Annotated in this window: 24 protein-coding genes and 1 pseudogene; 13 read left to right on the top strand and 12 right to left on the bottom strand. The window is 72.0% G+C overall.

The window, feature by feature from the left end:
* The first annotated feature begins 97 nt into the window (after positions 1 to 97).
* Both IE142_RS20770 and IE142_RS20765 read left to right on the top strand, forming a co-directional pair.
* Complete coding sequence (locus IE142_RS20770) at positions 98 to 976, top strand: serine hydrolase (protein ID WP_191887142.1); 879 nt, start codon at positions 98 to 100, stop codon at positions 974 to 976.
* 73 nt (positions 977 to 1,049) lie between these two features.
* Positions 1,050 to 1,427: a DUF732 domain-containing protein gene (locus tag IE142_RS20765; protein ID WP_191887141.1), complete on the top strand. Its 378-nt coding sequence runs from the start codon at positions 1,050 to 1,052 to the stop codon at positions 1,425 to 1,427.
* A 34-nt stretch (positions 1,428 to 1,461) separates the two neighbouring features.
* Here IE142_RS20765 and IE142_RS20760 read toward each other — a convergent pair whose 3' ends face one another.
* The gene (locus tag IE142_RS20760; RefSeq protein WP_229830740.1) at positions 1,462 to 1,881 is read right to left on the bottom strand and encodes a hypothetical protein; all 420 of its coding nucleotides are present in this window, start codon (positions 1,879 to 1,881) and stop codon (positions 1,462 to 1,464) included.
* A gap of 40 nt (positions 1,882 to 1,921) precedes the next feature.
* On the opposite strand from IE142_RS20760, the gene IE142_RS20755 reads away from it, so the two are divergent.
* The 8 genes and pseudogenes from IE142_RS20755 to IE142_RS20720 all read left to right on the top strand — a co-directional run bounded on the left by IE142_RS20755 (position 1,922) and on the right by IE142_RS20720 (position 8,576).
* Entirely contained in the window at positions 1,922 to 2,293 is a 372-nt protein-coding gene (locus IE142_RS20755; protein WP_043371481.1) for a DUF6479 family protein, read from the top strand.
* Between the two features lie 182 nt (positions 2,294 to 2,475).
* Positions 2,476 to 2,910: an FxLYD domain-containing protein gene (locus IE142_RS20750; RefSeq protein ID WP_191887140.1), complete on the top strand. Its 435-nt coding sequence runs from the start codon at positions 2,476 to 2,478 to the stop codon at positions 2,908 to 2,910.
* 346 nt (positions 2,911 to 3,256) lie between these two features.
* Positions 3,257 to 4,437 (top strand): annotated as a pseudogene (gene thrS, locus IE142_RS20745) (threonine--tRNA ligase).
* Between the two features lie 50 nt (positions 4,438 to 4,487).
* A complete protein-coding gene (locus tag IE142_RS20740; protein WP_191887139.1) occupies positions 4,488 to 5,477 on the top strand; it encodes a nucleoside hydrolase in 990 nt (329 codons plus the stop codon).
* Between the two features lie 36 nt (positions 5,478 to 5,513).
* Complete coding sequence (locus IE142_RS20735) at positions 5,514 to 5,876, top strand: VOC family protein (protein WP_191887138.1); 363 nt, start codon at positions 5,514 to 5,516, stop codon at positions 5,874 to 5,876.
* 1,027 nt (positions 5,877 to 6,903) lie between these two features.
* Positions 6,904 to 7,134 carry a winged helix-turn-helix domain-containing protein gene (locus tag IE142_RS20730; RefSeq protein ID WP_191887311.1) on the top strand — a complete coding sequence of 77 codons (231 nt, stop codon included), beginning with the start codon at positions 6,904 to 6,906 and terminating at the stop codon, positions 7,132 to 7,134.
* Between the two features lie 127 nt (positions 7,135 to 7,261).
* Positions 7,262 to 7,552 carry a hypothetical protein gene (locus IE142_RS20725; RefSeq protein ID WP_191887137.1) on the top strand — a complete coding sequence of 97 codons (291 nt, stop codon included), beginning with the start codon at positions 7,262 to 7,264 and terminating at the stop codon, positions 7,550 to 7,552.
* A gap of 331 nt (positions 7,553 to 7,883) precedes the next feature.
* A complete protein-coding gene (locus IE142_RS20720) occupies positions 7,884 to 8,576 on the top strand; it encodes a Shedu anti-phage system protein SduA domain-containing protein (RefSeq protein WP_191887136.1) in 693 nt (230 codons plus the stop codon).
* A 499-nt stretch (positions 8,577 to 9,075) separates the two neighbouring features.
* Here IE142_RS20720 and IE142_RS20715 read toward each other — a convergent pair whose 3' ends face one another.
* From IE142_RS20715 to IE142_RS36825, 5 genes are all read right to left on the bottom strand, one after another.
* Complete coding sequence (locus IE142_RS20715) at positions 9,076 to 9,471, bottom strand: hypothetical protein (RefSeq protein WP_191887135.1); 396 nt, start codon at positions 9,469 to 9,471, stop codon at positions 9,076 to 9,078.
* A 167-nt stretch (positions 9,472 to 9,638) separates the two neighbouring features.
* Complete coding sequence (locus IE142_RS20710; RefSeq protein ID WP_191887134.1) at positions 9,639 to 9,977, bottom strand: hypothetical protein; 339 nt, start codon at positions 9,975 to 9,977, stop codon at positions 9,639 to 9,641.
* Between the two features lie 174 nt (positions 9,978 to 10,151).
* A complete protein-coding gene (locus IE142_RS20705) occupies positions 10,152 to 10,334 on the bottom strand; it encodes a hypothetical protein (protein WP_191887133.1) in 183 nt (60 codons plus the stop codon).
* 314 nt (positions 10,335 to 10,648) lie between these two features.
* Positions 10,649 to 11,371, bottom strand: coding sequence for a recombinase zinc ribbon domain-containing protein (locus tag IE142_RS36830; RefSeq protein WP_368857237.1), 723 nt, complete (start codon positions 11,369 to 11,371; stop codon positions 10,649 to 10,651).
* The gene (locus IE142_RS36825; RefSeq protein WP_229830734.1) at positions 11,347 to 12,210 is read right to left on the bottom strand and encodes a recombinase family protein; all 864 of its coding nucleotides are present in this window, start codon (positions 12,208 to 12,210) and stop codon (positions 11,347 to 11,349) included. Before IE142_RS36825 ends, IE142_RS36830 begins: the two co-directional genes overlap by 25 nt.
* A gap of 417 nt (positions 12,211 to 12,627) precedes the next feature.
* Here IE142_RS36825 and IE142_RS20695 point away from each other — a divergent pair, with 417 nt between their 5' ends.
* Positions 12,628 to 14,298, top strand: a complete 1,671-nt coding sequence (locus tag IE142_RS20695) for a glycoside hydrolase family 13 protein (protein WP_191887132.1) — start codon at positions 12,628 to 12,630, stop codon at positions 14,296 to 14,298.
* A 142-nt stretch (positions 14,299 to 14,440) separates the two neighbouring features.
* Positions 14,441 to 15,211: a hypothetical protein gene (locus IE142_RS20690; protein WP_191887131.1), complete on the top strand. Its 771-nt coding sequence runs from the start codon at positions 14,441 to 14,443 to the stop codon at positions 15,209 to 15,211.
* Between the two features lie 245 nt (positions 15,212 to 15,456).
* Here IE142_RS20690 and IE142_RS20685 read toward each other — a convergent pair whose 3' ends face one another.
* The 4 genes from IE142_RS20685 to IE142_RS20670 all read right to left on the bottom strand — a co-directional run bounded on the left by IE142_RS20685 (position 15,457) and on the right by IE142_RS20670 (position 19,497).
* Positions 15,457 to 16,182, bottom strand: coding sequence for a GAF and ANTAR domain-containing protein (locus tag IE142_RS20685; RefSeq protein WP_229830732.1), 726 nt, complete (start codon positions 16,180 to 16,182; stop codon positions 15,457 to 15,459).
* A gap of 86 nt (positions 16,183 to 16,268) precedes the next feature.
* On the bottom strand, positions 16,269 to 17,054 hold the full coding sequence (locus IE142_RS20680; protein WP_191887309.1) for a TIGR03943 family putative permease subunit: 786 nt from the start codon (positions 17,052 to 17,054) through the stop codon (positions 16,269 to 16,271).
* Positions 17,051 to 18,076, bottom strand: coding sequence for a permease (locus IE142_RS20675; RefSeq protein WP_229830731.1), 1,026 nt, complete (start codon positions 18,074 to 18,076; stop codon positions 17,051 to 17,053). The genes IE142_RS20680 and IE142_RS20675 overlap by 4 nt, the downstream gene beginning before the upstream one ends.
* Before the next feature lie 71 nt (positions 18,077 to 18,147).
* Positions 18,148 to 19,497: a helix-turn-helix domain-containing protein gene (locus IE142_RS20670; RefSeq protein ID WP_191887130.1), complete on the bottom strand. Its 1,350-nt coding sequence runs from the start codon at positions 19,495 to 19,497 to the stop codon at positions 18,148 to 18,150.
* A gap of 200 nt (positions 19,498 to 19,697) precedes the next feature.
* On the opposite strand from IE142_RS20670, the gene IE142_RS20665 reads away from it, so the two are divergent.
* Positions 19,698 to 19,841 carry a hypothetical protein gene (locus IE142_RS20665; protein ID WP_191887326.1) on the top strand — a complete coding sequence of 48 codons (144 nt, stop codon included), beginning with the start codon at positions 19,698 to 19,700 and terminating at the stop codon, positions 19,839 to 19,841.
* 70 nt (positions 19,842 to 19,911) lie between these two features.
* On the opposite strand, the gene IE142_RS20660 is transcribed toward IE142_RS20665, so the two are convergent.
* Positions 19,912 to 21,270: an extracellular solute-binding protein gene (locus tag IE142_RS20660; protein WP_191887307.1), complete on the bottom strand. Its 1,359-nt coding sequence runs from the start codon at positions 21,268 to 21,270 to the stop codon at positions 19,912 to 19,914.
* A gap of 185 nt (positions 21,271 to 21,455) precedes the next feature.
* Positions 21,456 to 24,179, bottom strand: coding sequence for a substrate-binding domain-containing protein (locus IE142_RS37380; RefSeq protein ID WP_191887129.1), 2,724 nt, complete (start codon positions 24,177 to 24,179; stop codon positions 21,456 to 21,458).
* Between the last annotated feature and the right edge of the window lie 2 nt (positions 24,180 to 24,181).

The following is a 24,181-nucleotide window of genomic DNA, read 5'->3' as shown; positions in this document are numbered from 1 at the left end:
TCCACACCGCCCCCGTGAGCCACGCGTCCGCGACCGACCCCGCGGCGCGCTCCGCCGACGCCCCGCACGCGGGTCCCCGGACCCCGGGGCAGCGGTCATGACCGACACCGCCACCACCGGCCGGCTGCACGCGGCCTTCGCCGACGCCGGGGTCACGGGGTGGCTGCACGCCGTGGACATCGACTCCGGAGCGCAGGTCGAGGCCGGGGCGGACCAGCCGGTGTGCACGGCCAGCGTCCACAAGGTGTGTGTACTGGTGACGCTGCACGAACTGGCGGCGGCCGGGGAGATAGACCTGACCGAGCAGGTGGAGTGCCCGCCGGCCGGGCGCACCCCCGGGCCCACGGGGCTCGCGGCGATGCTGGACCCGGTACGGCTGTCGCTGCGCGACGCGGCGTTGCTGATGATGTCCGTCAGCGACAACACCGCCGCCGACCTGCTGCTGCGCCGGGTCGGACTGGACGCCGTCAACCGCACCACGGCCCGGCTCGGCCTCACCCGCACGCGAACGGTGTACGGCTTCGCCGAGATGCTCGGCACCATGCGCGAGGACGCCGGGCCGGCCGGAACCCGGGCGCTGACCGACCCCCACGTCATCGCCCGGTTGCGCGCCCTGGACCCGGCCCGCACCAACCGCAGCACACCCCGGGACATGACCCGCCTGCTCAGCGCCCTGTGGCGGGACGAGGCGTGCCCGTCCGAGTACGGCGCCGCCATGCGCCGCGTCATGAGCCTCCAGGTCTGGCCGCACCGCCTGGCCTCGGGCTTCCCCTTCGACGACGTCCACGTGGCCGGCAAGACCGGCAGCCTGCCGACCCTGCGCAACGAGGTCGGTGTCGTCGAGTACCCCGACGGCGGACGCTACGCCGTGGCCGTCTTCACCCGCACCGCGAACCCGGCGGCCACGCTCCCGGCGGCGGACGCGGTGATCGGCACGGCGGCACGGATCGCGGTGGACGCGCTGCGGGCGCCGTGAGGCGGGGCGGCGGGCGGCGACCCCGTGAGGGGCGGCGTAGGGTCGGCGGGCGATCCACAGGGAGGGGAACGGCATGGGGAAGCGGTCGGCGATCGCCGTGTCGGCGCTGGTGGCGGTGGCCGGTGTGACCACGGCCGTGGTGTACGGCGGCGGGGGAGACGGGGACGGCCCGGACAGCGTGGAGTCCGTGACGGTCGGCGGCGGGGAGCAGCACGTGATCCCGTCGCCCGACGCAGGGCAACGGGAACTGCTGCTGAGCGACCTGGCGGCCGTCGACCCGGTCATCACCGCGGACGAGGACGAGGCGGTCGAGAACGCCCGTTGGCTGTGCGTCGACCTCCGCCAGGACCGGCCCGAGGACGAGGTGCGGGACGCGGCGGCCCAGCGGTTCCGGGTGACCTGGGAGCAGAGCGCGCAGGTGCTGGACGCCGTCAGGGGCACGTTCTGCTGATGCCGGGCGGTCGTGCTCCCGGCCGGCGGGCCCGTCAGCCGTCGTTGTCCCGCCACCGGCCGCCGCTCGGGGCCGAGTCGAAGCGGGTGGCGGCCGAGGCGTTGCCGCTGAAGTCGTTGGCGGAGACCCGGCCGGCGGTCCAGGTGGCCTCGGGGGCGATCCACAGGGCGTGGGTCTGGGTGCGCGGGTGCCCGTCGTCGCGGATCCGGTTGCCTTGCACGTACGGGTGGGTGACGGCCGCGGCGGCGGTGAGGCCCGTGCGTGGCGACGGGGCGTCCGGGAGGCGGTAGGCGGCGCCCCGCGCGGGAGTGCCGTCGGACGGCCAGGCGGTCCGTGCTCCGGGGCGCCGCGGGGCGAGGGTGAGTTCGGTGGTGGTGTTGTTCCACAGACCCCGCGACGGCCCCCGCGAAGCTCTTGCTGCACACCCGCAGCACCCCACCCCACATTCGGACATACGTGGCGCTTTATCTCATTTGGGGGTACATAATCAGAACATGAGTACGGCAACGTATGAACTGCTGGCCGCGTCCTCGCACGCGCTCAACATGACCATCGCCTTCATCGGCGGGCTGGTGATCGCCGGCGCGCTGATCTGGGCCGTACGCATGGGCCAGAGGGTCATGGAACGAGAATCCGAACGCCCGCACGCCGACGAGCACGGCAAGCTCCCGGCCACCGGTGCCGTCCACGAGGAGCGGGAGATGCGGGAACCCGACGAGATCCCGCTTGCGGCGGACGGCAGTCCACGGCTCATGCCGTACGAACTTCACCACTCGGGCAGCCGCCGCTGCGCGGACCAGAACCGCCGCCGCTGGCTGCCGGGGTCGAGCGGGTCCTTCGGCGGCGGCGGGCCGGGGCACGTCTGACACCGCTCCCCGTCCGGCCCGGCGCCGGCTCGCGCGGCGGTGTCCGTGGACCTTCACTGAGGGGACGACCCGCGTGCTCTCGCGGGCGGGTACTCCCCCATGCCCCTGGAGGCGGCATGGGGGAGTACCCGGGTGTTCAGTGCGGTCGGCACGGTGGTCCTGGCGGGCGCCGTGCTGGCCGGTTGCTCCGACGGGGCGGTGACGGCGACGCACCGTCGGACGCCGGCAGCGCGGCGGCGGGCCGGGCCGCGTCGGCGGCCTCCTCGCTGGCCTCTGAGGGCGCGGACGCCGCGGCGTCGGCGTCGGCAGAGGCCGGACGGTGGCTGGAGGGCATCCGAAAGGGCGCCGACGTCGAGGCCGACGTACGGCTGGGCGAACCGAGGACGGAGACCGGCGGGCGCACCGCCGTCGAGGTCACCGTCCGCAACACCGCCGACTCGACGAAGTCCTTAGCGGTGCGGGTGAACCTCACGGGCGCCGACGGCGGTCTGCTCGACACGGTCGTCGTCACCGTCCCCGACGTCCCCGCCGGCGAGTCCGCCCGCGCCACCGCACGCAGCAGCCACGACCTGTCGGGCGAGGTGCGCGCGGTGGTGGCCCGGGCCGTGCGCCACTGACCGCCGTGAGCGCCCCTGACGACCCGGGTGACGTCACGGAGGGCACGACGCCGGCGGCCCGGGGGAAATCCCCTCGCACCGGCGCGGGGGCGTCGGTACCGTTCCGTGTATGAAGCGCGCCCGCCCCTTCCTGATGACGACGCCGGGGAGTGTCCCGGCGCGCTGACTGCTGACCAGAAGTCCGAAGCCCCGGGGCGAGCGCCCGGGGCTTCTTCGCGTGGTGCTCGTCCCCCGTCCGGAGGAGACCCACGTGCACGACGACGACCGCGGCCACAGCGGCGGCCCGCACCACGCCCACGGCCACGCCCACGACCACGACCACCGGCGGCTCGGCCGCGAGCTCGGCCTGTTCGGCACCGATCCCCTGATGGGCGCGGGCCTGCCGTACTGGCTGCCCGACGGGGCGACCGTGCGGCACGCCCTGGAGGAGTACGTCCGCGAGACCGAACTGCGGGCCGGCTACCGGCACGTGTACTCGCCGGTCCTCGGCAAACGCGAGCTGTACGAGATCTCGGGCCACTGGGAGCACTACCGCGACGACATGTTCCCGCCGATGGAGCTGGGCGGTCAGGAGGTCGTGCTCCGCCCGAGCCTGTGCCCCCACCACGCCCTCGTCTACCGCTCACGGGCCCGCAGCTACCGGGAGCTCCCCCTGCGCATCGCCGAACTGGGCGCCATGTACCGCTCCGAGCCGTCCGGCGTGCTCGGCGGCCTGACCCGCGTACGGGCCGTCCACCTCAACGACGCGCACGTCTTCTGCACCCCCGACCAGGCCGCCGCCGAGGCCCGCGCCGCCCTCGGCCTGATCCGCCGCGCCCACGCCGACCTCGGCATCGAGGCCGCCCGGTACCGCCTCTCCCTGCCCGGCCCGGGCGGCAAGTACGTCACCGGCCCCCAGCTGTGGCGGCGGGCCGCAGCACTGCTGGAGGAGGCCCTGGACGGAGTGCCGTACGAGCCGGTGGAGGGCGAGGCCGCCTTCTACGGACCCAAGATCGACGTGCAGATCGCGGACGCCGCCGGGCGCGAGTCCACTTTGTCGACCGTCCAGATCGACTTCCACCAGCCCGAACGCTTCGGCCTGCGCTACACCGGTCCGGACGGCGAGAAGCACCAGCCGGTCATGGTGCACCGCAGCGTCATCGGCAGCGTGGAACGGGCGGTCGCGCACCTGATCGAGGTGCACGGCGGGGCGTTCCCGGCGTGGCTGGCGCCCGTGCAACTGGTCGTGCTACCGGTCGGGAGGAGCAGCGGGAGCGGGCGTACGCACTGGTGCGCAGGGCCACCGCGCAGGGGCTGCGCGCCGAGGTCGCCGGGCCGGCGCACGGCACTCTCGGCGCCCGGGTCCGGGCGGCGCGGAAGGTGCCGTACCGGGCGGTGATCGGCGCCCGGGAGGCAGCGGGCGGCGACTTGGCGGACGTACGCCTGCGGGACGGGCGCCGGCCCGGGCGGCTGTCCGGCGCCGAGTTGCTGCGGCGGATCACCGACCGGGTCCGGGCGCGCGGCCCCGAGCTGTGGGAATCCGCCTGAGCTAGGGTCACCCGGACCGGCGCCCCCACGCAGACCGAGGAGCCCCCGCCGTGCCGACCGCCCCCGACCCGCAGCAGCCCGTTCCGGTGATCATCGACTGCGACACCGGCGTCGACGACGCCCTGGCCCTGCTGCTGGCGGTCCGCCACCCGGGGCTCGACCTGCGCGCGGTCACCTGCGTGGCCGGCAACACCGACGTGGAGGGGGTCGTACGGAACACCCTGACCGTGCTGGAGCAGGCCGGCGCCCCGGACGTTCCCGTCGCCCGGGGCGCCGAGCGTCCGCTGATCGAGGCGGTGCGCACCGCCCGGCACGTGCACGGGCACGACGGCATGGGCGACCTGGGCCTGCCCGCGCCCGCCCGCGTCCCCGTCGACGTGGACGCCGTGACGCTGCTGCGCCGGGAGATCCTGGCCTCCCCGCGCCCGGTCACCCTGATCCCCACCGCCCCGGCGACCAACATCGCGCTGCTGCTGCGCACCCACCCCGAGGTCACCCGCAACATCGAGCGGATCGTCTTCATGGGCGGCGCGGTGGCCACCGGGAACGCCACGCCGGTCGCCGAGTTCAACGTCTGGCACGATCCGGAGGCCGCCGCGATCCTGCTCGGCGCCGGGGTTCCGATCACGATGTACGGGCTGGACGTGTTCCAGCGGGTGATCGTGCCGGGCCCGGACGTGCGCCGCCTGCGCGCGAGCACCGAGCCCGGCACCCGGCTCGCCGGTGAGCTGCTCGCCCACCGCGGCCCGGCCACCGACGAGTCGGACCCCGGCGGCGGCCTCGGCGACGCGGGCGCGGTCTGCGCGGTGATCGACCCGGCGGGCCTGGCCACGGAGCGGCTGCCCGTCGAGGTCTGTCTGGCCCCCGGACCGGGCCGCGGCCAGACCCTCGTCGACCGCCGCGGCCGCGTCGGCGAGGCCGAGCTCCACGGGGACACCCGCGAACAGCCCCTGGTGGACGTGGGGTTGGACGTGGATGTGGCACGGTACGTGGAGTTGTACCTGACCGCGGTGGAGCGGCCCCGGGGGCCCGTGGCCTAGGGCGGTTCCCTCCACTTCGTACTGTCCGGGAGAAGCATGACGAGCAGGTTCACCGAGTTGACCGTCGACTGCCACGACCCGGAGAGGCTCGCGGCCTTCTGGTGCGAGGTCCTGGACTTCCAGGTGATCGACCGGGGTGAGGGCAAGGTCGAGATCGGCTCCTGGGTGCCGACAGCCGAGGACGTCCGGGCCCGCCAGATGCCGCCCACCTTGGTCTTCGTCCGGGTGCCCGAGGGCAAGACCGTCAAGAACCGGCTGCATCTCGACGTCAGCCCGGTCGACGGCAGCACCGAGGGCGAGGTGACCAGACTGCTCGGCCTCGGCGCCACCAGGGCGGACGTGGGCCGGGGCCCGGACCGGAACTGGGTGGTCATGGCCGACCCCAACACGCCGGACTAGCAACTCTAGCGGAACATGCCTGGTCAGCGCAGGGAAAAGGCCCCGCCCGCGCACCGGGGGAAGTGCACAGACGGGGCCCGTACCGGCCCGCTCAGCCATCGGCGTAGCTCAGCGCGCCGGGGTCACCACTGGATTCGCTCGGCGTCACCGCCGACACAGACAGGGCACGGGCGCTTGTAGGTCCACCCGCACAGCGCACAGCCGGTGAAGCCGCAGCAGCCGTCACACCAGATGGCGCGGTGTCCAGCGCAGCAGCCGCAGAGGTCGCCCCACTTCCAGAGCGACCAGGGTTCCTCTCCTCCGGTCCGTCCGGCGCGCGGCTTCGGGTGGTACGGCGCGGGGGCCGGGACCGACCTAGCGGGCCGCCTGCGGGCCGTACGCGGCCTCTGCGGGGCCGTCGTCATCCGTGCCCCTCGGGGTGCCGCGCCATGAGGACGTTGCAGTCCGTCACGGTCGTCTGATCGTTGCCAGCGCGGGCACGATCACGGACGTTCGCCAGCTCCCGGCAACCGGCGCACCCTTCGACCGGTGCAGGCTCTAGCCGGGGTTCCTGGTAGGGCAGTTCTACCGGCTCTTGCGGGTACCGGATCGGCTCAGTCATGCCGCCACCTCCGCAGCGTCCATGCGGCGATTCCGTCGCAAGATGGCTTCACGCTCCGCCGTGCTGGCCCGCTCCCACGCGATCAGGTACGGGCGGACTAGGGCGATCTCCTCGCCGGGCAGATGGGGCGGTTTAGCGGCGGCCACGCGATACGCGGGAATGCACGGCGTGAAGCGGCGAACGGGTACGGGTGCCGGGGCCGCGCGCCGCTTCCCACGGGCGGGCAGGAACCATGCGAGAAGGGCGGCCAGTAGCCTTGCCATAGGTCGACTCCTATTCAGTCGGCTTAGCCCTCGGGGCGGCCCTCCTACCGGCCATCCCGGGGGCGTTTTTGTTGCACTCTTTGAACCACGCCATTCGAACCATGGCGGGCATCCGAAGATAGTCGAGATGCAGCGGTCTGTCAGCCGACCTGGCTTGATCGCCATGGAGCTTGACCCGACCCTGCCCGCGTGGCCGCAAATCGCCGCGATCCTCGAACAGCGGATCGCTGATGGCACGTACCCGCCGGGCACTCGACTGCCGGGGGCCGTCCCGCTGGCAGAGGAATTTGGGGTCGCGTCATCGACGGCAGCGCGAGCGGTGCAGGACCTCAAGCGGCGCGGACTGGTCACCGCGTCGCCGGGATGGGGAACGTTCGTCGCGCGCAAAGACTAATCACAATATTGGCCAAAGCCGTGACTCTGTGTAGTCAAGTAGAGAGGCCCCACAGCTCGCCCGGCAATTGGGCGACCGTGGGGCCTAGGTTGAGGGTGCTACGAAGATCGACGGAGGGTGGGGCAGCATGACACGTAGGTTGGGCGATATTGAATACGCGCAGGGCTTCCGGTTCGAATGGTCCGAGCGGCGGAAGGAAAACGGAGCCCTTTGCGGGTGGTTCTTCCAGGACGACCCGGATAACGACCCGGAGCGGTTTTACCGGATGTGGATTATCGAAATCCCGGCCGAGCGGGGCCAGGAAGCAGCCTACTGGGTCCAGCCGGGACCCAATGAAAATCCGGGCTGGCCTCTCCCTTCGCTGGATATGGCAACCGCGTATCTCGCCGGGTGGTTCGCCGGGCGGGGAGAATGGTGACCGATCTGCTGGACAAGTAGCAGACAAAAGACCTACAGCGCCCGACCACCGGGCAATCTGTAGGGTCTTCGCTGTGGGGCCAGAGAGGAACGTTTACCTCTGGCCTGTTCCTCTACGGCGATTGCCCCACTTAGCTCGTCCCGCCGTCCAAGCGGCCAGCCATCGCCCGCCATAGCTCGGGTCGTTCACGTCTTCCTGGCCATCAGCACGCACACAGGAATCTGCCGAGGATTTTCCCCGTTCACCCTCCGGTCAGTCGAGGGCTCACCTAAAGTACATACGGCGGCATGAGCACGATCGATGCGACATTAGACCCGACTGTGAGGCTTAAATGGAATACGATCAGGAGCTTGACCGGCGAGTCAACTATGCGAATAACATTCTCACCCCTCTCGGGTTCAAGAGGGTATGCGCCCTGGATCCGATCGACCCAGAACTTGTAGGTCAATTTCGGGAGCTGGTAGAAAACTCCGACACAGAGAAGCCGCTGCAAGTATTTCTCTGGAAGCATCCAGTAATTCTTGCCCGGTTTCTGGGGCCCGGCTTCTGCTGGTGGATTAAGCAAGAAGTGCGCCTAGGGAATGAGGTGAGGATGGATTTCCTGGCTGCACGGACAGAGAGTCTGCCCCTTAACTACACCATGGTAGAACTGGAGAGCCCAACTGCCAGATGGTTCAATCCGAGCAACCGCAGGCCGGCAGAAAAAATGGTGGAAGCCATTCAGCAGGTTGGCGAATGGCGATACTGGATAAACAAGCTCCAATATTACATCAATGAACCTAGGCCGTATGGCGGTGGCCTCAGTCATCTTTCGAGTCACACGGTCAACGCCCAGATCGTAATCGGCCGGCGTGCGATTGTCACGAATGCTGATCGTGAGCGAGTCAAGGCTCTGATGGACGCCGGAAATAGGTTCGCGGTGAATACCTGGGACACGCTAATCGAGAGGTCCAGAAACCCCGCTTGGAACATCTACGGACAGAGTGCGAGTGACTGCTGCGAGGAGTGCAGTTACATCAACTAATAGCGCTATCTGGCGCAACCGTACATCGGTGACCGGCTCTCGATCGGTTGCGGAGCGATCCCGTATGTATCGCAATGTTTGGCGCAACGACTTGAGAACCCGTACAGACAGCGAGCAGCTATACCCCTGCGGTGTCCGTAAACCCGGGAAAGGGCCCCTCCCCACCCCCTTTAGTCACATATAGTGACGCCCCCATGGGTAAAAGGGGGCGGAGAGTTCCGAGGAATTCAGAGCCAGCGAATAAAGCGCCACAGCAAAGGTGAAGGATCACCAGGGGCCGCCCTCACCCGAACAAAAAAAGGGCACCCACCGGTCGCTAAGAAAGCCGATAGGTGCCCTCGCACGCGTGGGAAAGGACTAAGCACGCGTGAGCTACGCGCCGACTCTTGAAGAAGAGGAAGACCAAAAGTCATGCGCACCGCAGAGGTGACGAGCCTCTACCCTCCAGAGAGAGCGTCGATTAAGCGTGAGTGACTTACGCCACGATCAGTGCGTAACGTTACGCCGTACCCTCAGCCTTCTTCCGCAGTCGATAAGCCTTCTGCTGATGGGCGCGCGAGCAGTACCGGCGGGCACGTCCTGTGCCGTCCCATCCGGCATTGTCCTCGCAGCCGTCAAGCTGGCAGACGGCATCCCAACGCGCGTCCTCGGCTTGAGACCTTTTCCCGTCGGCGCAGACGGGGGAGCAGAAACGCTGACGCTTGCTTTCTGGCCAGAAACTACGCTCGCAGAAATCGCACGTGCGCTTCCCCAAGGCTGCATCGTTGGTCAGCGCGGCCTGTCGCTTGTGGGCCTGTCGGCAGGCATTCGAGCAGTAGCGTTCCTGTCGGCCGGTCAGCGAGCGAGAGCAGATCACGCAGTGACTCTCTTGAGCCTGCCACGTGTAGTAGCCCATTTTCGGTACCTCCTCGGTAGGTCGGGAGGTGTGACGTTCCCTGTGTATAGCGACACGGTTTGGTTGGGAGGCGAGCAACTAACTTCTACAGCTCTTCTATACACACTGTGTCTCTACATACCTAGCTTCGTCACACCAGAGAAAGAAAGAGGAAATAGAGGGAGGGCTCAGCTCGCGGCCCCGCTCTTCCGCTGTCCCCGTTCCTTACGTGCGCGGTACGCGGCCCGGTCCTTGCAGCGACGCGAGCAGTACAGCGCCGGGCGGCCCATTCCCTTGTCTGGCACGGGGTTCGTGCACTCAGGGCCCGCGCAGCCCCCGGCGGGGAACAGGACGGCATCCACGATTTCCAGTGCTTCCGTCAGGGCTGCGTGGATCTCGTGCGCTGTGGGGTGGCCGGTCGGCAGTGCCTCATAGGCGAGCGACTCGGCCCGCCGGATTGCCCCGCGTATCGCGACGTAACCCCCCTTGGGCTTCCGCTTAACTCCGTCGTAAGTCGGCTCGATCATGGCTTCATTCCTCTCAAGTCCGCTAAAGGGTTCAGTGATTCCGCGAATGTCCGTCGCAAGTCCGCTCGGCTCCGCGAAAGGCAGTAGGGCATTACGCGAATGTCCGCGTAAGTAGTCCGCAAAAAATCCCCGCCCGGGAGAGACGGGGATTTCCTAGGGGGTGCGGCAGCGCGTCTAGGCGTGCTTCTCCGCGTATTCGAGGATCAGCGCGAGGCGGGCCGCCTGTAGGTCGGTGCGGTTACCGAGGTTCGCCCGGAAAGCGCGAACGAGGTGGCCCCGCTTGGTGCGCGCTTCGCTTGCCCACTCGTTCATGCGGGCACTGAGCGTTTCCAGATCGAGCGTGTTCGTGATCGGCATCGCGGTCCCCTCTCTGCCGGTCGATTGTTGGTGGCGTTACGTAATCCAGGGAGGGCGCGAGTTAAGAGGCGGGCCGACGAACCCTGACGTTACTTTCTGCAATCCAATGGCTACAACTTGCAGCGAAGCCCTGTGCGCCCGCCTGAGAGCCTGCGGCGCATTCACCGACATTAAAGGGTCCACCCGTGGGCTTAGGGCGTTAGAAGGGCGCTCAGGGCCTTTCTGGAGCCTCTGGGGCGGCATCGGTTGTCAGGCATGCGAAGGGCCCACCCTGACGTGAGATGTCAGGGTGGGCCCAAGGGTGTCTGCGTGGCTTACACGGCGTCAAAGGCCGTGTGTTCCGCCCATTCCGCCGCCTCGGCGTGGTCGGCGTCCCGCAGCGTGAAGACCACCCGCAATTCGTCCAGCCGTCGCCAACCGCCCGGCCGTCCCCGCTTCACCGTGAGATGCGCGCCAGCGTCCAGCAGCATTCGACGGCGTCCCGCTGTGTCAGCGTCCCGCCATTCATCGGCGTACGTCCGGCCGGTGCCGATCACCTCGCGGCGGGCGGGAGTTGCCGGGGTCGCCTCCAGTTCGGCCAACCTGGCGTCGAGGGCGTCTGCCCGGCGCTGCCATGCCTCACGCGCTGCCCGCGATTTCTGCCGCCCTTCCTGCCGCTGGTGTTCCTCAAACTCGGCCAGCGTCGCCGCAATCTCGGGGGCCGGGTCATATCCCGGAATCTCGATAACGCGAGTCACGTGCAGCCCACCGACCGCAGCGATGAATTCCCGCTCCGCGTATTCGTCGGCCCAATCTCCCCGAACATTCGCCGGTGCCTCGCACTTGTCCCCGCGCGCATGACTGTTGCACTTGTAGGTGGGCGTTTTTCCGGTCTGCGCGTTGAGGTACATACGGCCCCCACAGCTCACGCAGTGGACCACTCCGAGCAGCAGCGCGTTCGTGTCCTTCCGCTCACGGTTGTTGATGCTCCGGGCGTCCAGCAGCGCGCCTACCCGGTCGTACTCGGCGCGGGTCAGGATCGGGTCAGCCGTCGCCATAACCGGCCGTCCCTCGCTGTCCCGCACAGGCTTGCCGTCGTGCGTCTTCCAACCGAGCAACGCCGGGGAACGCAGCAGCTTTTGAACCGCTCACGGGTCACGCGCTGTCCCTTGGCCCCGCCCGTCTTTCCTCCAGTCGTCCGCCCCTTGGCCAGTGCCCACCAGTCACGGGGAGAGGGAACTCCCTCGTTGTTCAGTTCCTCGGCAATGGCACTCACGGTCTTGCCGTTCACGCCCTGTGCCGGATCTCCCATCAAGTCACGGATGATCCGCTCAATGACAGCGACCGGGGCGGGACCGCATCCGGGGATTTCCTCGGTGGCCGGTGCCAGCGTCCACCCGCCGGATTCCAGCGGAACGGGAACGTATCCGTACGGCGGGCGGGAACCGCGCCACCGAAGATCCATTCCGCGCATGGCTGCCTGTGCCCCGAGGACACGTTCACGGATGGACTGCGCCTCGAATTCAGCGGCGAACGCGAAGATTTGGAGAATCAGTTGAGTGATGAGATCCACGCCACTGCGGAAATCCAGCGTGAGACGGCCGCCCGGTCCCTCAGCGAACACGATCACTTTCCGGTGTTCGCGCGCCCACTGCACAAGCGCGTTCATATCCGCCATGCTGCGAACGGCGCGATCGAATCGCCAGAAACACAGAACGTCGAAGCTGTCCGGCTGGGCAAGCCACGGGCCGAGTTCCGGCCGCTCAAAGGGCGTGGTCTTGGACGCGCTGACTCCGAGGTCTACGGCCTCCCCGATGATGCGGGCACCGACGGATGCGGCGGCCCCCTCGTTGGCGGCGCGCTGGCGGCCGGGCGAGGTGGTTTCGTCGGTCTCCACCGACAGACGGACAGCGGACAGTGCGCGGGGTTGGGTCTCCATACCTACCCCGAGTGAGTTAGTTGCATCCCCCGCGCTGACCTGCGCTTTTGCTGCCATCGGGCGTATCTCCAGAACTGCTAGACACGCGTGTCGGGAGACCCCGAAGGCAACGAGTTCGACGTCCTGCGCACCCTGGCACCGCGGGACTAGGACCGGCCGGGCCGCGTTCTCGAAGCCGGAGCCGGTGCCCGTGCGCGGTGGGGACCGAGGACGCGCCGAGGAGGAGGTGAGGGGAGGCGGAGCACTCCGGTCACCGGTCCCCGCGCCGGCGCCAAGGTGTGCGGTGCCCGGCGCGTCGCGGGCGCACGGGTTCACTTTTCGGGTGATGTGGACAGATCTATTCGTGTCGCCCGCACGCACCGCGAAGGAGACCGCGTGTCCGTACGCAGCACCGCCAGCACGCCCGACCTGTCGTCCAAGGACCCCAACTGGTGGCGGCAGGCCGTCATCTACCAGGTCTACCCCCGCAGCTTCGCCGACGCCGACGGCGACGGGCTCGGTGACCTGCGCGGCATCACCCAACGCCTGACCCACCTGGCCGCCCTGGGCGTCGACGCCCTGTGGCTCAGCCCGTTCTACCCCTCCGAACTCGCCGACGGCGGCTACGACGTCGAGGACTACCGCGACGTCGACCCCCGCCTCGGCACCCTGGACGACTTCGACGCCATGGCCGCCGAGGCCCACCGGCTGGGTCTGAAGGTGATCGTCGACCTGGTCCCCAACCACACCTCCCACCGCCACGCGTGGTTCCGCGAGGCCCTGGCGGAGGGCCCGGGTTCGGCGGCCCGCGACCGTTACGTCTTCCGCGACGGCCGCGGCGACCAAGGGGAACTGCCGCCCACCGACTGGCAGTCCGTGTTCGGCGGCAGCGCCTGGAAGCGGGTGCCGGACGGGCAGTGGTATTTGCACCTCTTCGCGCCTCAGCAGCCCGACCTGAACTGGGAGAACGAGCAGGTCCGCGCCGACTTCCGCACCACGCTGAAGTTCTGGTGCGACCGGGGCGTCGACGGCTTCCGCGTCGACGTGGCGCACGCGCTGGTCAAGGACCTGACCGAGCCGCTGCGCGACCTCGGCTCCCCCGAGCTGAGCAGCGAGAGGGCGCTCACCGAGTTCGCCCCGGGCACCCACCCCTTCTACGACCGCGACGACGTCCACGAGGTCTACCGCGACTGGCGCAAGATCTTCGACACCTACGCGCCGCCCCGGATGGCCGTCGCCGAGGCCTGGGTGCCGGGCGCCCGGCGCGCGCTGTACGCCCGTCCGGACGAACTGGGCCAGGCCTTCAACTTCGAGTACCTGCAAGCCGGGTGGGACGCGGCGGAGCTGCGCGAGATCATCACCGGCTCGCTCGCCGACGCCCGCGCGGCCGGCGCCTCGGCGACCTGGGTGCTCTCCAACCACGACGTGGTCCGCCACGCCTCCCGCCTGGTCCTGCCGCCGGGCACCGACACCGACGCCTGGCTGCTGTCCGGCGGCCGGGCCCCGGCCCTCGACGAGGCGGCCGGGCTGCGCCGGGCCCGCGCGGCGACGCTGCTGATGCTGGCGCTGCCCGGCTCGGCGTACGTCTACCAGGGTGAGGAGCTGGGACTGCCCGAGGTGGCCGACCTGCCCACCGAGGTGCTCCAGGACCCGATCTGGGAGCAGACCGGGCACGTCCGCAAGGGCCGCGACGGGTGCCGGGTGCCGCTGCCGTGGACGACGGAGGGGCCGTCGTACGGCTTCGGCGCGGGCGCGGCGTGGCTGCCGCAGCCGCCGGGCTTCGCGGCGTACGCCGTCGACGCCCAGGACGGCGTCGAGGGCTCGACCCTGGAGCTGTACCGCACGGCCCTGCGCCTGCGCCGCAAGCTGCTCGACGGGGAGTCGCTGACCTGGGCGGACGACGTCCCGGACGGGGTCCTCCAGTTCGACCGCTCGGCCGGCTGGCGCTGCGTCACCAACCTCTCGGACCGAGTGGTGGACCGGCCGGCCGGCGAGGTGCTGCTGAGCAGCGCGCCGCTGGAGGACGGCCGCCTGGGGCCCGACACGACGGTGTGGCTGGCGCTGTAGGCCCCGGGGCCACCGTCCGGGCCCGGGCCTGCTCACCCGGACGGACCCGCACGCTGGTGGCGGGGCGGGCGGGGTGGTGCCGTGGAGGGTGCGACCGGCCCTGAACGGCGCCGTTCGCCCCGGCCCTCCAGGAGGCACCCCGATGCAGCACGCCGCGCTCGCCGCCCGCCCGCTGCCCGCCGCCGCGCTCTCGGCGGTGCTGGTGCTGACGGCGGCCGCCTGCTCCACCGGCGGGCGCGGGGCGGACCGGCCGGCCGGCACCGCGTCGGCGACCCCGCAGTCCCCGGCCGCGCTTCCGCCCGCCACCGTGCCGCCCGTGCTCACCCGGGGGCAGGCGAGGGCGGCCCTGATCACGGCGGCCGACCTGGAAGGAGCGTGGGAGCCGACGCGGGGTGCGGCGACCTGGCGGGACGCGGTGCTCAAGTCGACCGCCGAGCGGCCCGACTGCGCCCGGCTGCTGGACGTCCTCTACACCGAGGACCTCTTCGGCGCCGCCACCGCCCCGCGGGCCGCCACCGCCCTGGACGAGGTGACGGGCGGGGCCCAGCTCCACTACCGGATCACCTCCCACCGCGCCGCCGACATCGACGGCACACTGGCCTGGCTCGGCACGCTGGCGGACACGTGCGGGCACTTCACGGCCCGCGCCGCGCGCGGCGCCCCCCGGGACGTCCGGGTCACCGACGTGACACTGCCCCAGGCGGGGGACGCCCGGCAGGGCCTGCGGGTGACGGTGCACGCCGAGGACGCCGTCCTCACGGTGTCCCTCGCCGCCGTACGCCTCGGCGACGACGCGATCAGCCTCACCAACGGCACCCTTGACGAACCGGCCGACGACGCGACCCTGGCGGCCGTGGAGGCGGGCGCGGAACGCCTGGCGGAGGTACGACGGCAGGGGCGGGCGCAGGTCTAGGCGCGTCCGTGTCCGGCGGGGGCTGTCGGTGGCGGGGCCGGGCTCACTGTCCGGCCGTCCCTGTCGGTGGCGGGTCCGGCACCCTGTCCGGCGGGACCTGTCGGCCGCGGGTCCCGCACCCCGCCCGACAGGACTGTCGGTCGCGGGTCCTGGCCCCCGTCGGTCGCGGGTGCCGTTCACCAGTTAGGAAACTTCGCCCGGCGTGCTCTGTCAATCGCGCGTCCGGGCACCCCGTCCGGCGGCGCCTATCGGTCGCGCTCGAAACGCTGGCGGTGGGCCAGTACCTCGCGGGCCACGTCGTAGGCGCTGCGGCCGCGGGCGAAGGCGTCCGCGCGCAGGCGGGCCAGGGCCTCGTCGGCGCCGACACCCAGCTGGGCCATGATCATGCCGACCGCGCGGTACACCTCGTCGTGGTCGCCGGCCAACTCGTCCAGCCAGGCATCCTCCCCGCGCGGCAGCGCCATCAGCGCCACCGTCATCACCCCGGCCACGAGCCGTGCCGTGCTCAGCTGGGGGCCGGTCAGCCCGCCGGGGGTGTCCCGGTAGAGGTCGAGGGTGCCCAGGCACACGGCGTCGCTGCCCAGCGGAAGCGCGTACACCGCCCGTACGCCGACGGCCGTCGCCTGCTGGGCGAAGACGGGCCACCGTCCCGCGTCCGTGTCCGACGTCAGGTCGCAGGCGAGCACCGGGGCGCCCGCCTCGGCGGCGCTCACACAGGGGCCGTCGCCCAGGGTGGCCTGGATCTCCGCCAGGTACGAAGCCCGGTCCCCGCTGGCGCACAGCCGCACCGGCACGCCCTCGCCGCGCAGCGACGCGCTCGCGCCGGTCACCGGCAGCAGCCGCACCGCCATCCGGCACAGGCGGCCCGGCACCTCTCCGGGCGGGGCGCCGCGCACCTGGGCGGCGAGCGCCTCGGCGGCGCGTGTCCCGTCAGGGTGCCACCCGGGTTCCTCGCTGGGCCGCACGCGCACCGCCTCCTTCTCCGACGCGGCCGCAGGCTCGACTACCCGTGCCCGAACGGGGGAAACACGGCTGCCGGCAGGTCGCGTACGGACTCTCAGCGCTTCTCGTACGGGTTCGCGGGCTGCTCCACCCGCCGTACGTCCGTCGCGTCGAGGACCGGCGGCCAGGCCGCGTCCGAGCCGAGCGCGCCCTCCGGGTGCCAGGTGCCGGTGACCGTGACCCAGGTGTCGGCGGGCGGCGCGCCGAACCCGCGGATCTCGGCCTTGCCGGTGGTGGCGTCGGCGGCGCAGCAGGAGACCTGGAGCCGGTTGACATACCAGGCCCCGTCGTCGTCGCGGGTGACGAAGCCGGTCAGGCGGACAGTGCGGCCGGTGAGGGACCGTCCGCTGTCGTGGACCGCGCGGGAGCCGAACTCGGCGAGGGTCAGCTCCACCGGGTCCCCGGACGGCAGCGCCGGGAAGGTCCCGACGCCCTGCGCCGCACGCTGCGCCGCCTCGCGCTCGGCGCTGTAGGAGCCGAGGGCGGGCGGCGGGAACAGCAGCAGGGCGAGGGCGGGCAGGGTGAGCAGCCAGGCGAAGCGGGGGCCGGCGGGTCCGTGGGTGTGCGCGTGGTCGGGCGCGTGGTCGTCCGCAGGTCGGTCGTCGGGTGCCGGGCCGAGGTCGCGCTCGAACCCCCGGTCCTCCCCGGCGGCCTCCCGCGCGGCACGCGCCGTCGTCGCCGTCGTCACCACCGCGAGCAGCACCAGCACCGCACCGGACACGATCAGGTACGGCCGCAGACCCGGCTGCACGTACCGCAGGTACAGGTCGCCGAAGAGCGAGATGCGCAGCACCGCCGCGCCGGTCAGCGCGAGCAGGACCGCCGGTCCGTACCGCCTCACAGCAGCCACCACCCCACCAGCACACTGCTCGCCACGGCCACCACCCACGTCACCGACGCGAACCGCACCGCGAAGGCCCGCCCGAAGGTGCCGGTCTGCAGGGCTATCAGCTTCAGGTCGACCATCGGCCCCACCACCATGAACGCCAGCCGCGCGGTCGGCGAGAACCCGCTCAGCGAGGCGGCGACGAAGGCGTCCGCCTCGCTGCACACGCACAGCACCACCGCGAGGACCGCGAGCAGCAGCACGGACAGCCAGGCCGAGTCGGTGAAGACGTCCAGGACGGAACGGGGGACGGCGATGTTGAAGGCAGCCGCCGCGCCCGCGCCGACCACCAGGAAGCCGCCCGCGTGCAGGAAGTCGTGCCGCAGCCCGGCGACGAAGCCGGCCCAGCCCCGGGAGGAAGCCTCCGGAGCCGTGCGGGTCCTCGGCAGCCGCAGCCACTCGTCCTTCCCGAACCGGGCCCACAGCCAGCCCATCACCACCGCCGCCGCGAGCGAGGCGACCAGGCGCGCGCCGACCATCGCGGGCTGCCCGGGGAACGCGATCGACGTGGCCACCAGCACCACCGGGTTGATCGCGGGCGCCGAGAGCAGGAAGGCGAGGGCCGCCGCCGGGGCCACCCCACGCCGCATCAGGCTCCCGGCCACCGGCACCGACGCGCACTCGCAACCCGGCAGGACCACGCCCGCCGCCCCGGCGACCGGCACCGCGAGGGCCTGGTTGCGGGGGAGCAGGCGGCGGAAGACCCGCTCCGGCACGAACGCCCCGATCGCCGCCGAGACGACCGTGCCGAGCAGCAGGAACGGCACGCCCTGGACGACGACGGCGGTGAACACCGTCCACCAGGCGGCCACCGCGGGCGTGTAGAGGTCCAGCGCCAGCGTCGGCCCCAGCACCGAGACGACGGTCGCGATGGTGAGCAGCGCGGTGCCGCCGAGCACGACGTGCACCAGCGCGCGCACGGCGAGCCGCACGACGTCCGCCACCGTCCGTCCCGTCACCACCCGTTGGTCGTCCACGTGCCTCGTTCCGCTGGTCGCATACCTTGCCGGCACGCTAACCGGCGCCGCTGTGCGCCGCCCAGGATTCCCTACAGCGGTGGCTGTGCGGGCGCCGGCCCCAGGGTCGTCGTACCGGGCGCCGTACGGTGCCCGAGGCCGGTGCGGTAGGCGTCCAGGGCCGCCTCCACCCGGCCGGTGCGGCGCAGCAGGTCGCCGAGGAGCCGACACAGGTCGGCCAGGTCGCCGGCCGCGCCCGCCCGCTCCAGCAGGCTCAGCGCACGGACGTAGTGCTCCTCGGCCGCCTCGGTGTCCCGGGCGTCCTCGGCGATGATGCCGAGCAGCCGGTGCGCGCCCGCGGAGTGCACGGCGCCGCGTTCGGAGGACAGGTCGTCCAGCACCCCGTGCAGCAGTTCGGCGGCCTCGGCGGACTTGCCCCGCCGGTGCAGTACGTCGGCCAGCTCGACGGCGACCTGGCTGCTGTAGAGGGTGGCGCGGCTGGCGGAGAGCATGTCGAGGGCCTCCCGCATCTCCGCCTCCGCGCGGGTCAGCTCCCCGTTCTGGGCGCTGACGTAGCCGCGCATCCAGTGGCAGTTGGCCAGTTCGGTGCGCAGCTGCAGCGTGCGGTACAGCTCGGCCGCCTTGGCGAGCGACGCGTCGGCCTCGGCGAGGCGGCCCTCGGCGAGCAGCGTGCGGGCGACGGAGCGGTGCATGCGGGCGACCAGTGCGGGGTCGCCGGCGTTGGGGGCGAGGGCGAGGGCGAGTTCGGCGGCCTGGGCGGCGCGGGCGTGGGCGCCCATGTCCATGTAGGGGCCGATGGCGCTGGCGTAGAGGAGCAGCAGCGCGTCGGGGTCGTGCAGGCCGCCGCGATTCAGCTCGTCGAGGGTGGTTTCGAGGAGGTAGACGGCGTAGCGGAGCTCACCGGCGAGGTAGTGGGCGAGGGCACGTCCGCGCAGGGCGGGTACGCGGGCGGGCAGCGGGGCGCCGGCGTCGGCGAGGCACTGTTCGGCCTGCTCGAAGTACTGGCGTCCGGCGATCAGTTCACCGGTCTCCACGGCGCACTCGCCGAGCCCGAGCAGCGCTGCGGCCCGCTCCTCGGGCAGCTCGTACGCCTCGGCCTCGGCGAGCAACCCGGCGTACTGCCCGGCCGCCTCCTCGGCGCCCTCGGTGGCGAGCGCACGCTGCGCCTCGGTGAGCCGCAGCCGCAGATCGGTGGCGAGCCGCGCCGGGCGTCCGGTGGCCAGCTCCTCGTAGCCGACGCCGAGCCGTTCGGCGAGGTGCCGCAGCGCCTCCTCGGAGGGGCGGACACGGCCGGCCTCCAGGGTGGATATGTAGGCGGGGGTGTACGCCGGCTCGGCGAGCTGTCGCTGGGTCATCCCGCGCTCCGCCCGCAGCCGCTGCACCCTGCGTCCGATGGTCCCCCGGTCGTCGCGGTCGCCCACTGCCAACTCCCCCTGTGGCTCTTGCCGTTCTGCCCCGACGGCTCTAGGTTAAACCGCGGATTAAGCGCGCTTAACCGCACTTGACACGATCCGCAGAGGACGCCGTGCCCGTACGCACACACACCGCCCCGGGGGTACCTCCCAGGCCCTTCAGGCACTGGGGGAGGCACGCCAGGGCCGTAGCCGCCGCCGTCACCGCCGTGGCGTACCTCGTGCTGGCCTCGAACGCGGGACCGGCGGACACGGCGCGCGCCCCGGCGCCAGCCACGGAGCAGGACACCGCCCCGGTCACGGACGCGGTCACGGAATCCGTCGCCGACCCGCTGGTCACCGTGGACCACTGACCACACTGGCGACCGACCGCCGGCCACTCACCGCTCAGCACCGCTGCCGGGCCGCCGGCCACCGGGCCGGTCAGTCCGGCAGGGCGCGCCGCAGCGCCTTGTCCAGCCGCCGCGCCAGTTCCGCGTCGCCCGGCGGGTCGTCGGCGAACAGGGCTCCCAGTTCGGTGGTGAAGGTCTGGGTGAACGCCCCGTACAGCGGTGTGCGCGGACGGTGGACCGCGTCCCGGAGTGCGGGCAGCAGGACGTCGCGGGCGTACTCCGGCCGCCCTGCTGCGTCGCGCGGCACGGTGTCGGCGCCCTCGCCGGTCGGCGCCGCCGAGGGCGCCGCGGCGGCCACCGCGCACGTCACCGCGTCGTCCGTGTACGCCGAGGTGCGCGTCGCCGCGAAACCGGCGTCGAGCAGGCAGCGTTCGCTCTCCCTCCCGGTCAGGTAGCTGATCAGCTCGGCCGCCTTCGTCGCCCGGGGCGACCCGGCGGTCACGGCGAGGTTCTGGCCGCCGAGCACGGCCCGCCCCGGCAGCGCGGTCACACCGAGCCGGTCGCCGCCCGGGAACGACTGGTGCAGCGCGGGGTACACGTACGGCCAGTGCCGCAGGAAGGCGGTGCGGCCGGCGGCGAAGTCGCCGAGGGAGGCTGCCTCGTCGGAGTCGAACGCGTCCGGCAGGACGGTCCCCGCCTCGGTGCGGCGGCGCAGTTCGGTGATTCCTTCCGTCAGCTCCTCGACGGTGGCGTCGTAGTGGCCGTCCTCGTCGGTGAGCGCGAACACGCCCCCCGCGGCGGACGCGAACGCCTCCACGGCGTTGACCGTGCGCCCCTCGTAGCCGGCGAGCTGGGTCGTCCACCCCTTCTCGTAGCCCTCGGGCTTGTGGTCGTCGAGGGTGGAGATCAGGCGCTTGAGCTGCGGCCAGTCCAGGCCGCCCGCCAGGTCGGGGCGCTCGACGCCCGCCTGCCGCAGGTGGTCGCGCCGGTAGTAGAGCAGGCCGACGTCGCTGTTGAAGGGCGCGGAGTACACCTCGCCCTGCCAGCGGGCCGTGCTCGCCACGGCCGGGATGACGTCCTTGTCGAGCAGTGATCCGGGCAGCGGGCTGATCACGCCCGCGGCGGCGAACTCCGGGACCCAGGTGACGTCGAGGTTGACCACGTCGTAGGCGGCGCTGCCGGACTGGAGCGCGCCGAGCAGCTGGCTGCGCTGTTCGTCGGCGTTCCCGGGCAGTTCGACCAGCCGGGCGCGGTAGCCGGTACCCGCCTTCTCCTGCTCGGTGTTCCAGGCGTCGATGAGCCGCTGGCGAATGCCGTTCTTGCCGGTGACGTCCCGGCCGCTGGCGACCACGATGTCGCCGGGTACGCCGGTGGAGGGGGTCGCGGCGGGGCCGCCGTCGTCACCGCCGCCGCACGCGGTCGGCAGGAGCAGGAACAGCGCGGCCGGCAGGACGGCGGGCCACCGGCGCCGACGACGCCGTGGCCGCTGCGACTGCGGGAATTGCTGTGACTGCTGTGGCTCTTGTGACGGTCCAGGCCCTTGTGATTGCCGCAGTTTCTGTGACTGTGGTGATCCCGGTGGCTGCCGTGATTCCTGTGGCTGCCGGAGTCGCGGTACTCGCCGCCGTCGGAGCATCAGGCCTCCCCCGTGCCAATGCGCGCGACCTCGTCGTGCAGGGCGGCGCCGAGGTCCTCGTCGGCGTCGACGCATCGGCCGCCGCTCGCCTCGGAGACCTGGGCGTCCGGCTTCCCCTCGTCGCACGCGCCGCCCTTGAGGGAGACCATCGCGACGGGTACGTCCACCGCGCGGGCGAGGACCAGCAGGTCGCCGAAGCGGTCGCCGCTCAGCGCGCCCACGTCCTCGTCGTCGGTGACGAAGACGATCAGCCCGGGACGCTCGTCCTCGGCTCCGCGCTGCCTCATGGCGTCGAGCGCCGCCAGCAGCGCGCCGAGCGGGTCGGCCTCGGCGTCCCGGACCCGGGCCTCGCGGTCGATGGTGCGCTCGGCCTCCCCACGGGTGTGCCGGCCGAAGGACAGCAGGGGCTCGTACGGGTCCCCGCCTGTGCCGGACACCTCCCACACGGCGTACTCGTCCCGTTCGCCGAGGCCACCCAGGGACTGTTTCAGCAGGCCGGGGCCGCCGCTGGGTCCCTCCCACTGGCCGGCCATCGAGCCGGAGCCGTCCAGCAGGAACAGCACCCGGCCGGGGCCGTTGGCGCCCTTGTAGCCCTCCAGGGACGCCTCCATCGCGTCCCGTCCGGCGGACTCGGTCAGCGGGGACGGCGCGTGCAGCACTCCGTCGGCCTTGGTATACAGCAGGGCACGGTCACCGTCGGCCGCCCGGAAGCCGTCCCGGGCGAACGCCGCCCGGCCCCCCTCGCCGGTGAGCCACCGCCGGAAGCCGTCCGCCGCGCGGTCCCGGTCCGCCCGGTCGCGGTCGGCGCCCTGCCAGCGGACCCGGACGAAAAGGGGCTCCAGGCCGGGTACGTCGCCGGGGTACTGCGCCATGCGCGGGGTGCGGCGGGCGCTGTCGCAGCCCACGCCGCTGCTCAGCAGGAACTCCGGGACGAGGGCCGCGGTGCGGTTGTCGACGGCGTCGTCGTCGGGCAGCGAGCACAGCAGCTCGGCGGCGGTCGGCGCGGGCGGGCCGGTCTGGGCGACCCGGTCCTCGGCGCGGCGGAGGTCCGGGGCGGTGTCGCCGGTTCCGCGGTACAGGCCGATCGTCGCGAGCAGCCCCGTGTCGGTGTGCTCGGGGTCGGGGCGGCGCACCCGGGCGGACGCGTCCCGGGCGCGCAGGGCGTCGATCATGCGGGTGAGCGGCGGGCCGGTGCGCTCGTCGCGGGCGTCGGCGGCGAGACCCTGGGGCACGGCGAGCACGATCGGGGAGTACGCGATGGGCTCCTCGTCGGCGTCCAGTTCGGCCACGGCGTCGGTGTCCTGCCCCGCGGTGACCCGGGCGGCGTCGGCGGGCGAGCCGGGTATCCACACGTCGGGCTGCGGGCCGACGTCGCGCTGCGGGTTGGTGTCGTCGTCGGAGGGCTCCTGCCAGGCGCGGGTCTGCTTGCGCAAGGCGGTGACCGCGTCGGCGGCGCCCGCGCTGTAGACGGTGATGCCGCTGAGCCGGCAGCCCTCGCCGGTGGTGTTCTCCCCGGACGTCAGGTACGCGTCGGCGGCGGCCCGGACGGTCGGTTCGAGGTCGGGGTCGGTCAGGACGCGCAGCTCCAGGGGCGGGGCGCAGGAGGGCGGGCCGTCGGGGCGGTCGGTGAGCTGGTGGACGCCGAAGCCGCCGGCGGCCAGGACGAGCAGCACCGCGGCCCCGACGACCAGCCGCCGGGCCCATCCGCCCGGCTCCGGCCCGGGCACCAGGGAGTCCGCGATCCGAACGATGCCGCGGACCAGCACCCGCCCGGCACCCCCGACGGCACCCAGCAGCCTGACCAGCCGCCTCAGGGCCCGGCGGACGGCCCCTGGGCCGGGCGCGGGGTCGGGGCCAGGACCAGGACCGGGCGCAGGACCAGAGCCGGGCACGGAACCAGGCACAGCCCCGGGCCCCAGTCCAGGCGCAGGACCGGCCGACCCGTCGAGACCCTTCGCACCGGCGGTGAGGAGTACGTCCTCCCCCGGCTCGACGCGGCTCTCCGGCTCCCAGGCGTCACCCCGCACCGTCCGGTGCCCGGCGGCGGCCATCCGCGCACGCAGGCCGTCCGCGAGCGCGCGGAACGAAACGTCGCCGCCCGCCTTCAACAGCGCCACGAGTTCGGTGGTGAACGGTGTCGGCGTCTCGGGATCGCCCGCGTCGATCCGGTGGTTGGCCTGCACGCTCATCAGCAGCAGCACACGCCGCTTGTCCCGCGGATCGGGGCGGATCCAGGCGGCGTTGCCCGCGAAGCAGCAGTCGAGGACGATCACGATCCGCCGGGCCGGACTGGCGGCGAGCACCGCCTGCACGGTGCTGAACATCTCCGCGCCGGGGAAGACCGCGTGCCCGCCGGCGACCACGCGCGCGTTGCGCATCTGGAGGAACAGCTCGTCACCGGCGTTCGGTATCGCCCCGTGCCCGGCGAAGTACAGCAGCAGGACGCCCTCGGCCTCCTTCGTGGCCGTCCACAGCTCCCGGCCGAAGGTGACCTGGTCGGGGGAACGGCACACCGCGATCTCCCGGTCGCCGAACACTCCGCCGTGCCGCAGTGCCTCCGCCAGCTGGTTCAGGTTGTGCTTGACCGCCGGGAGGTCGCCGGGCACACCGTCCGGGGGTGCCGTGTTGTCGTACTCGGACACCCCGACCAGCAGCGCCCGGTTCGCCTTTCCACGCGGGTCGCAACCGGTGTTCGCCTTCCCCCGCGGGTCGTGACCGGTCACCG

Origin of the sequence: Streptomyces mutabilis, assembly GCF_014649815.1 — a bacterium.
Taxonomy (GTDB): Bacteria; Actinomycetota; Actinomycetes; order Streptomycetales; family Streptomycetaceae; genus Streptomyces; species Streptomyces mutabilis.
The sequence above is the reverse complement of the archived record's forward strand: the minus strand, read 5'-3'. Positions and strand labels throughout refer to the sequence as shown.

Excerpts from the sequence above, each read along its gene's own strand:
- IE142_RS36830 (WP_368857237.1), bottom strand. The coding sequence starts at position 11,371 with ATGGCGACGGCTGACCCGATCCTGACCCGCGCCGAGTACGACCGGGTA.
- IE142_RS20725 (WP_191887137.1), top strand. The coding sequence starts at position 7,262 with ATGACACGTAGGTTGGGCGATATTGAATACGCGCAGGGCTTCCGGTTC.
- IE142_RS20710 (WP_191887134.1), bottom strand. The coding sequence starts at position 9,977 with ATGATCGAGCCGACTTACGACGGAGTTAAGCGGAAGCCCAAGGGGGGT.
- IE142_RS20720 (WP_191887136.1), top strand. The coding sequence starts at position 7,884 with ATGGAATACGATCAGGAGCTTGACCGGCGAGTCAACTATGCGAATAAC.
- IE142_RS20730 (WP_191887311.1), top strand. The coding sequence starts at position 6,904 with ATGGAGCTTGACCCGACCCTGCCCGCGTGGCCGCAAATCGCCGCGATC.
- IE142_RS20735 (WP_191887138.1), top strand. The coding sequence starts at position 5,514 with ATGACGAGCAGGTTCACCGAGTTGACCGTCGACTGCCACGACCCGGAG.
- IE142_RS20760 (WP_229830740.1), bottom strand. The coding sequence starts at position 1,881 with ATGTCCGAATGTGGGGTGGGGTGCTGCGGGTGTGCAGCAAGAGCTTCG.
- IE142_RS20755 (WP_043371481.1), top strand. The coding sequence starts at position 1,922 with ATGAGTACGGCAACGTATGAACTGCTGGCCGCGTCCTCGCACGCGCTC.
- IE142_RS20770 (WP_191887142.1), top strand. The coding sequence starts at position 98 with ATGACCGACACCGCCACCACCGGCCGGCTGCACGCGGCCTTCGCCGAC.
- IE142_RS20705 (WP_191887133.1), bottom strand. The coding sequence starts at position 10,334 with ATGCCGATCACGAACACGCTCGATCTGGAAACGCTCAGTGCCCGCATG.
- IE142_RS20690 (WP_191887131.1), top strand. The coding sequence starts at position 14,441 with ATGCAGCACGCCGCGCTCGCCGCCCGCCCGCTGCCCGCCGCCGCGCTC.
- IE142_RS20715 (WP_191887135.1), bottom strand. The coding sequence starts at position 9,471 with ATGGGCTACTACACGTGGCAGGCTCAAGAGAGTCACTGCGTGATCTGC.
- IE142_RS20765 (WP_191887141.1), top strand. The coding sequence starts at position 1,050 with ATGGGGAAGCGGTCGGCGATCGCCGTGTCGGCGCTGGTGGCGGTGGCC.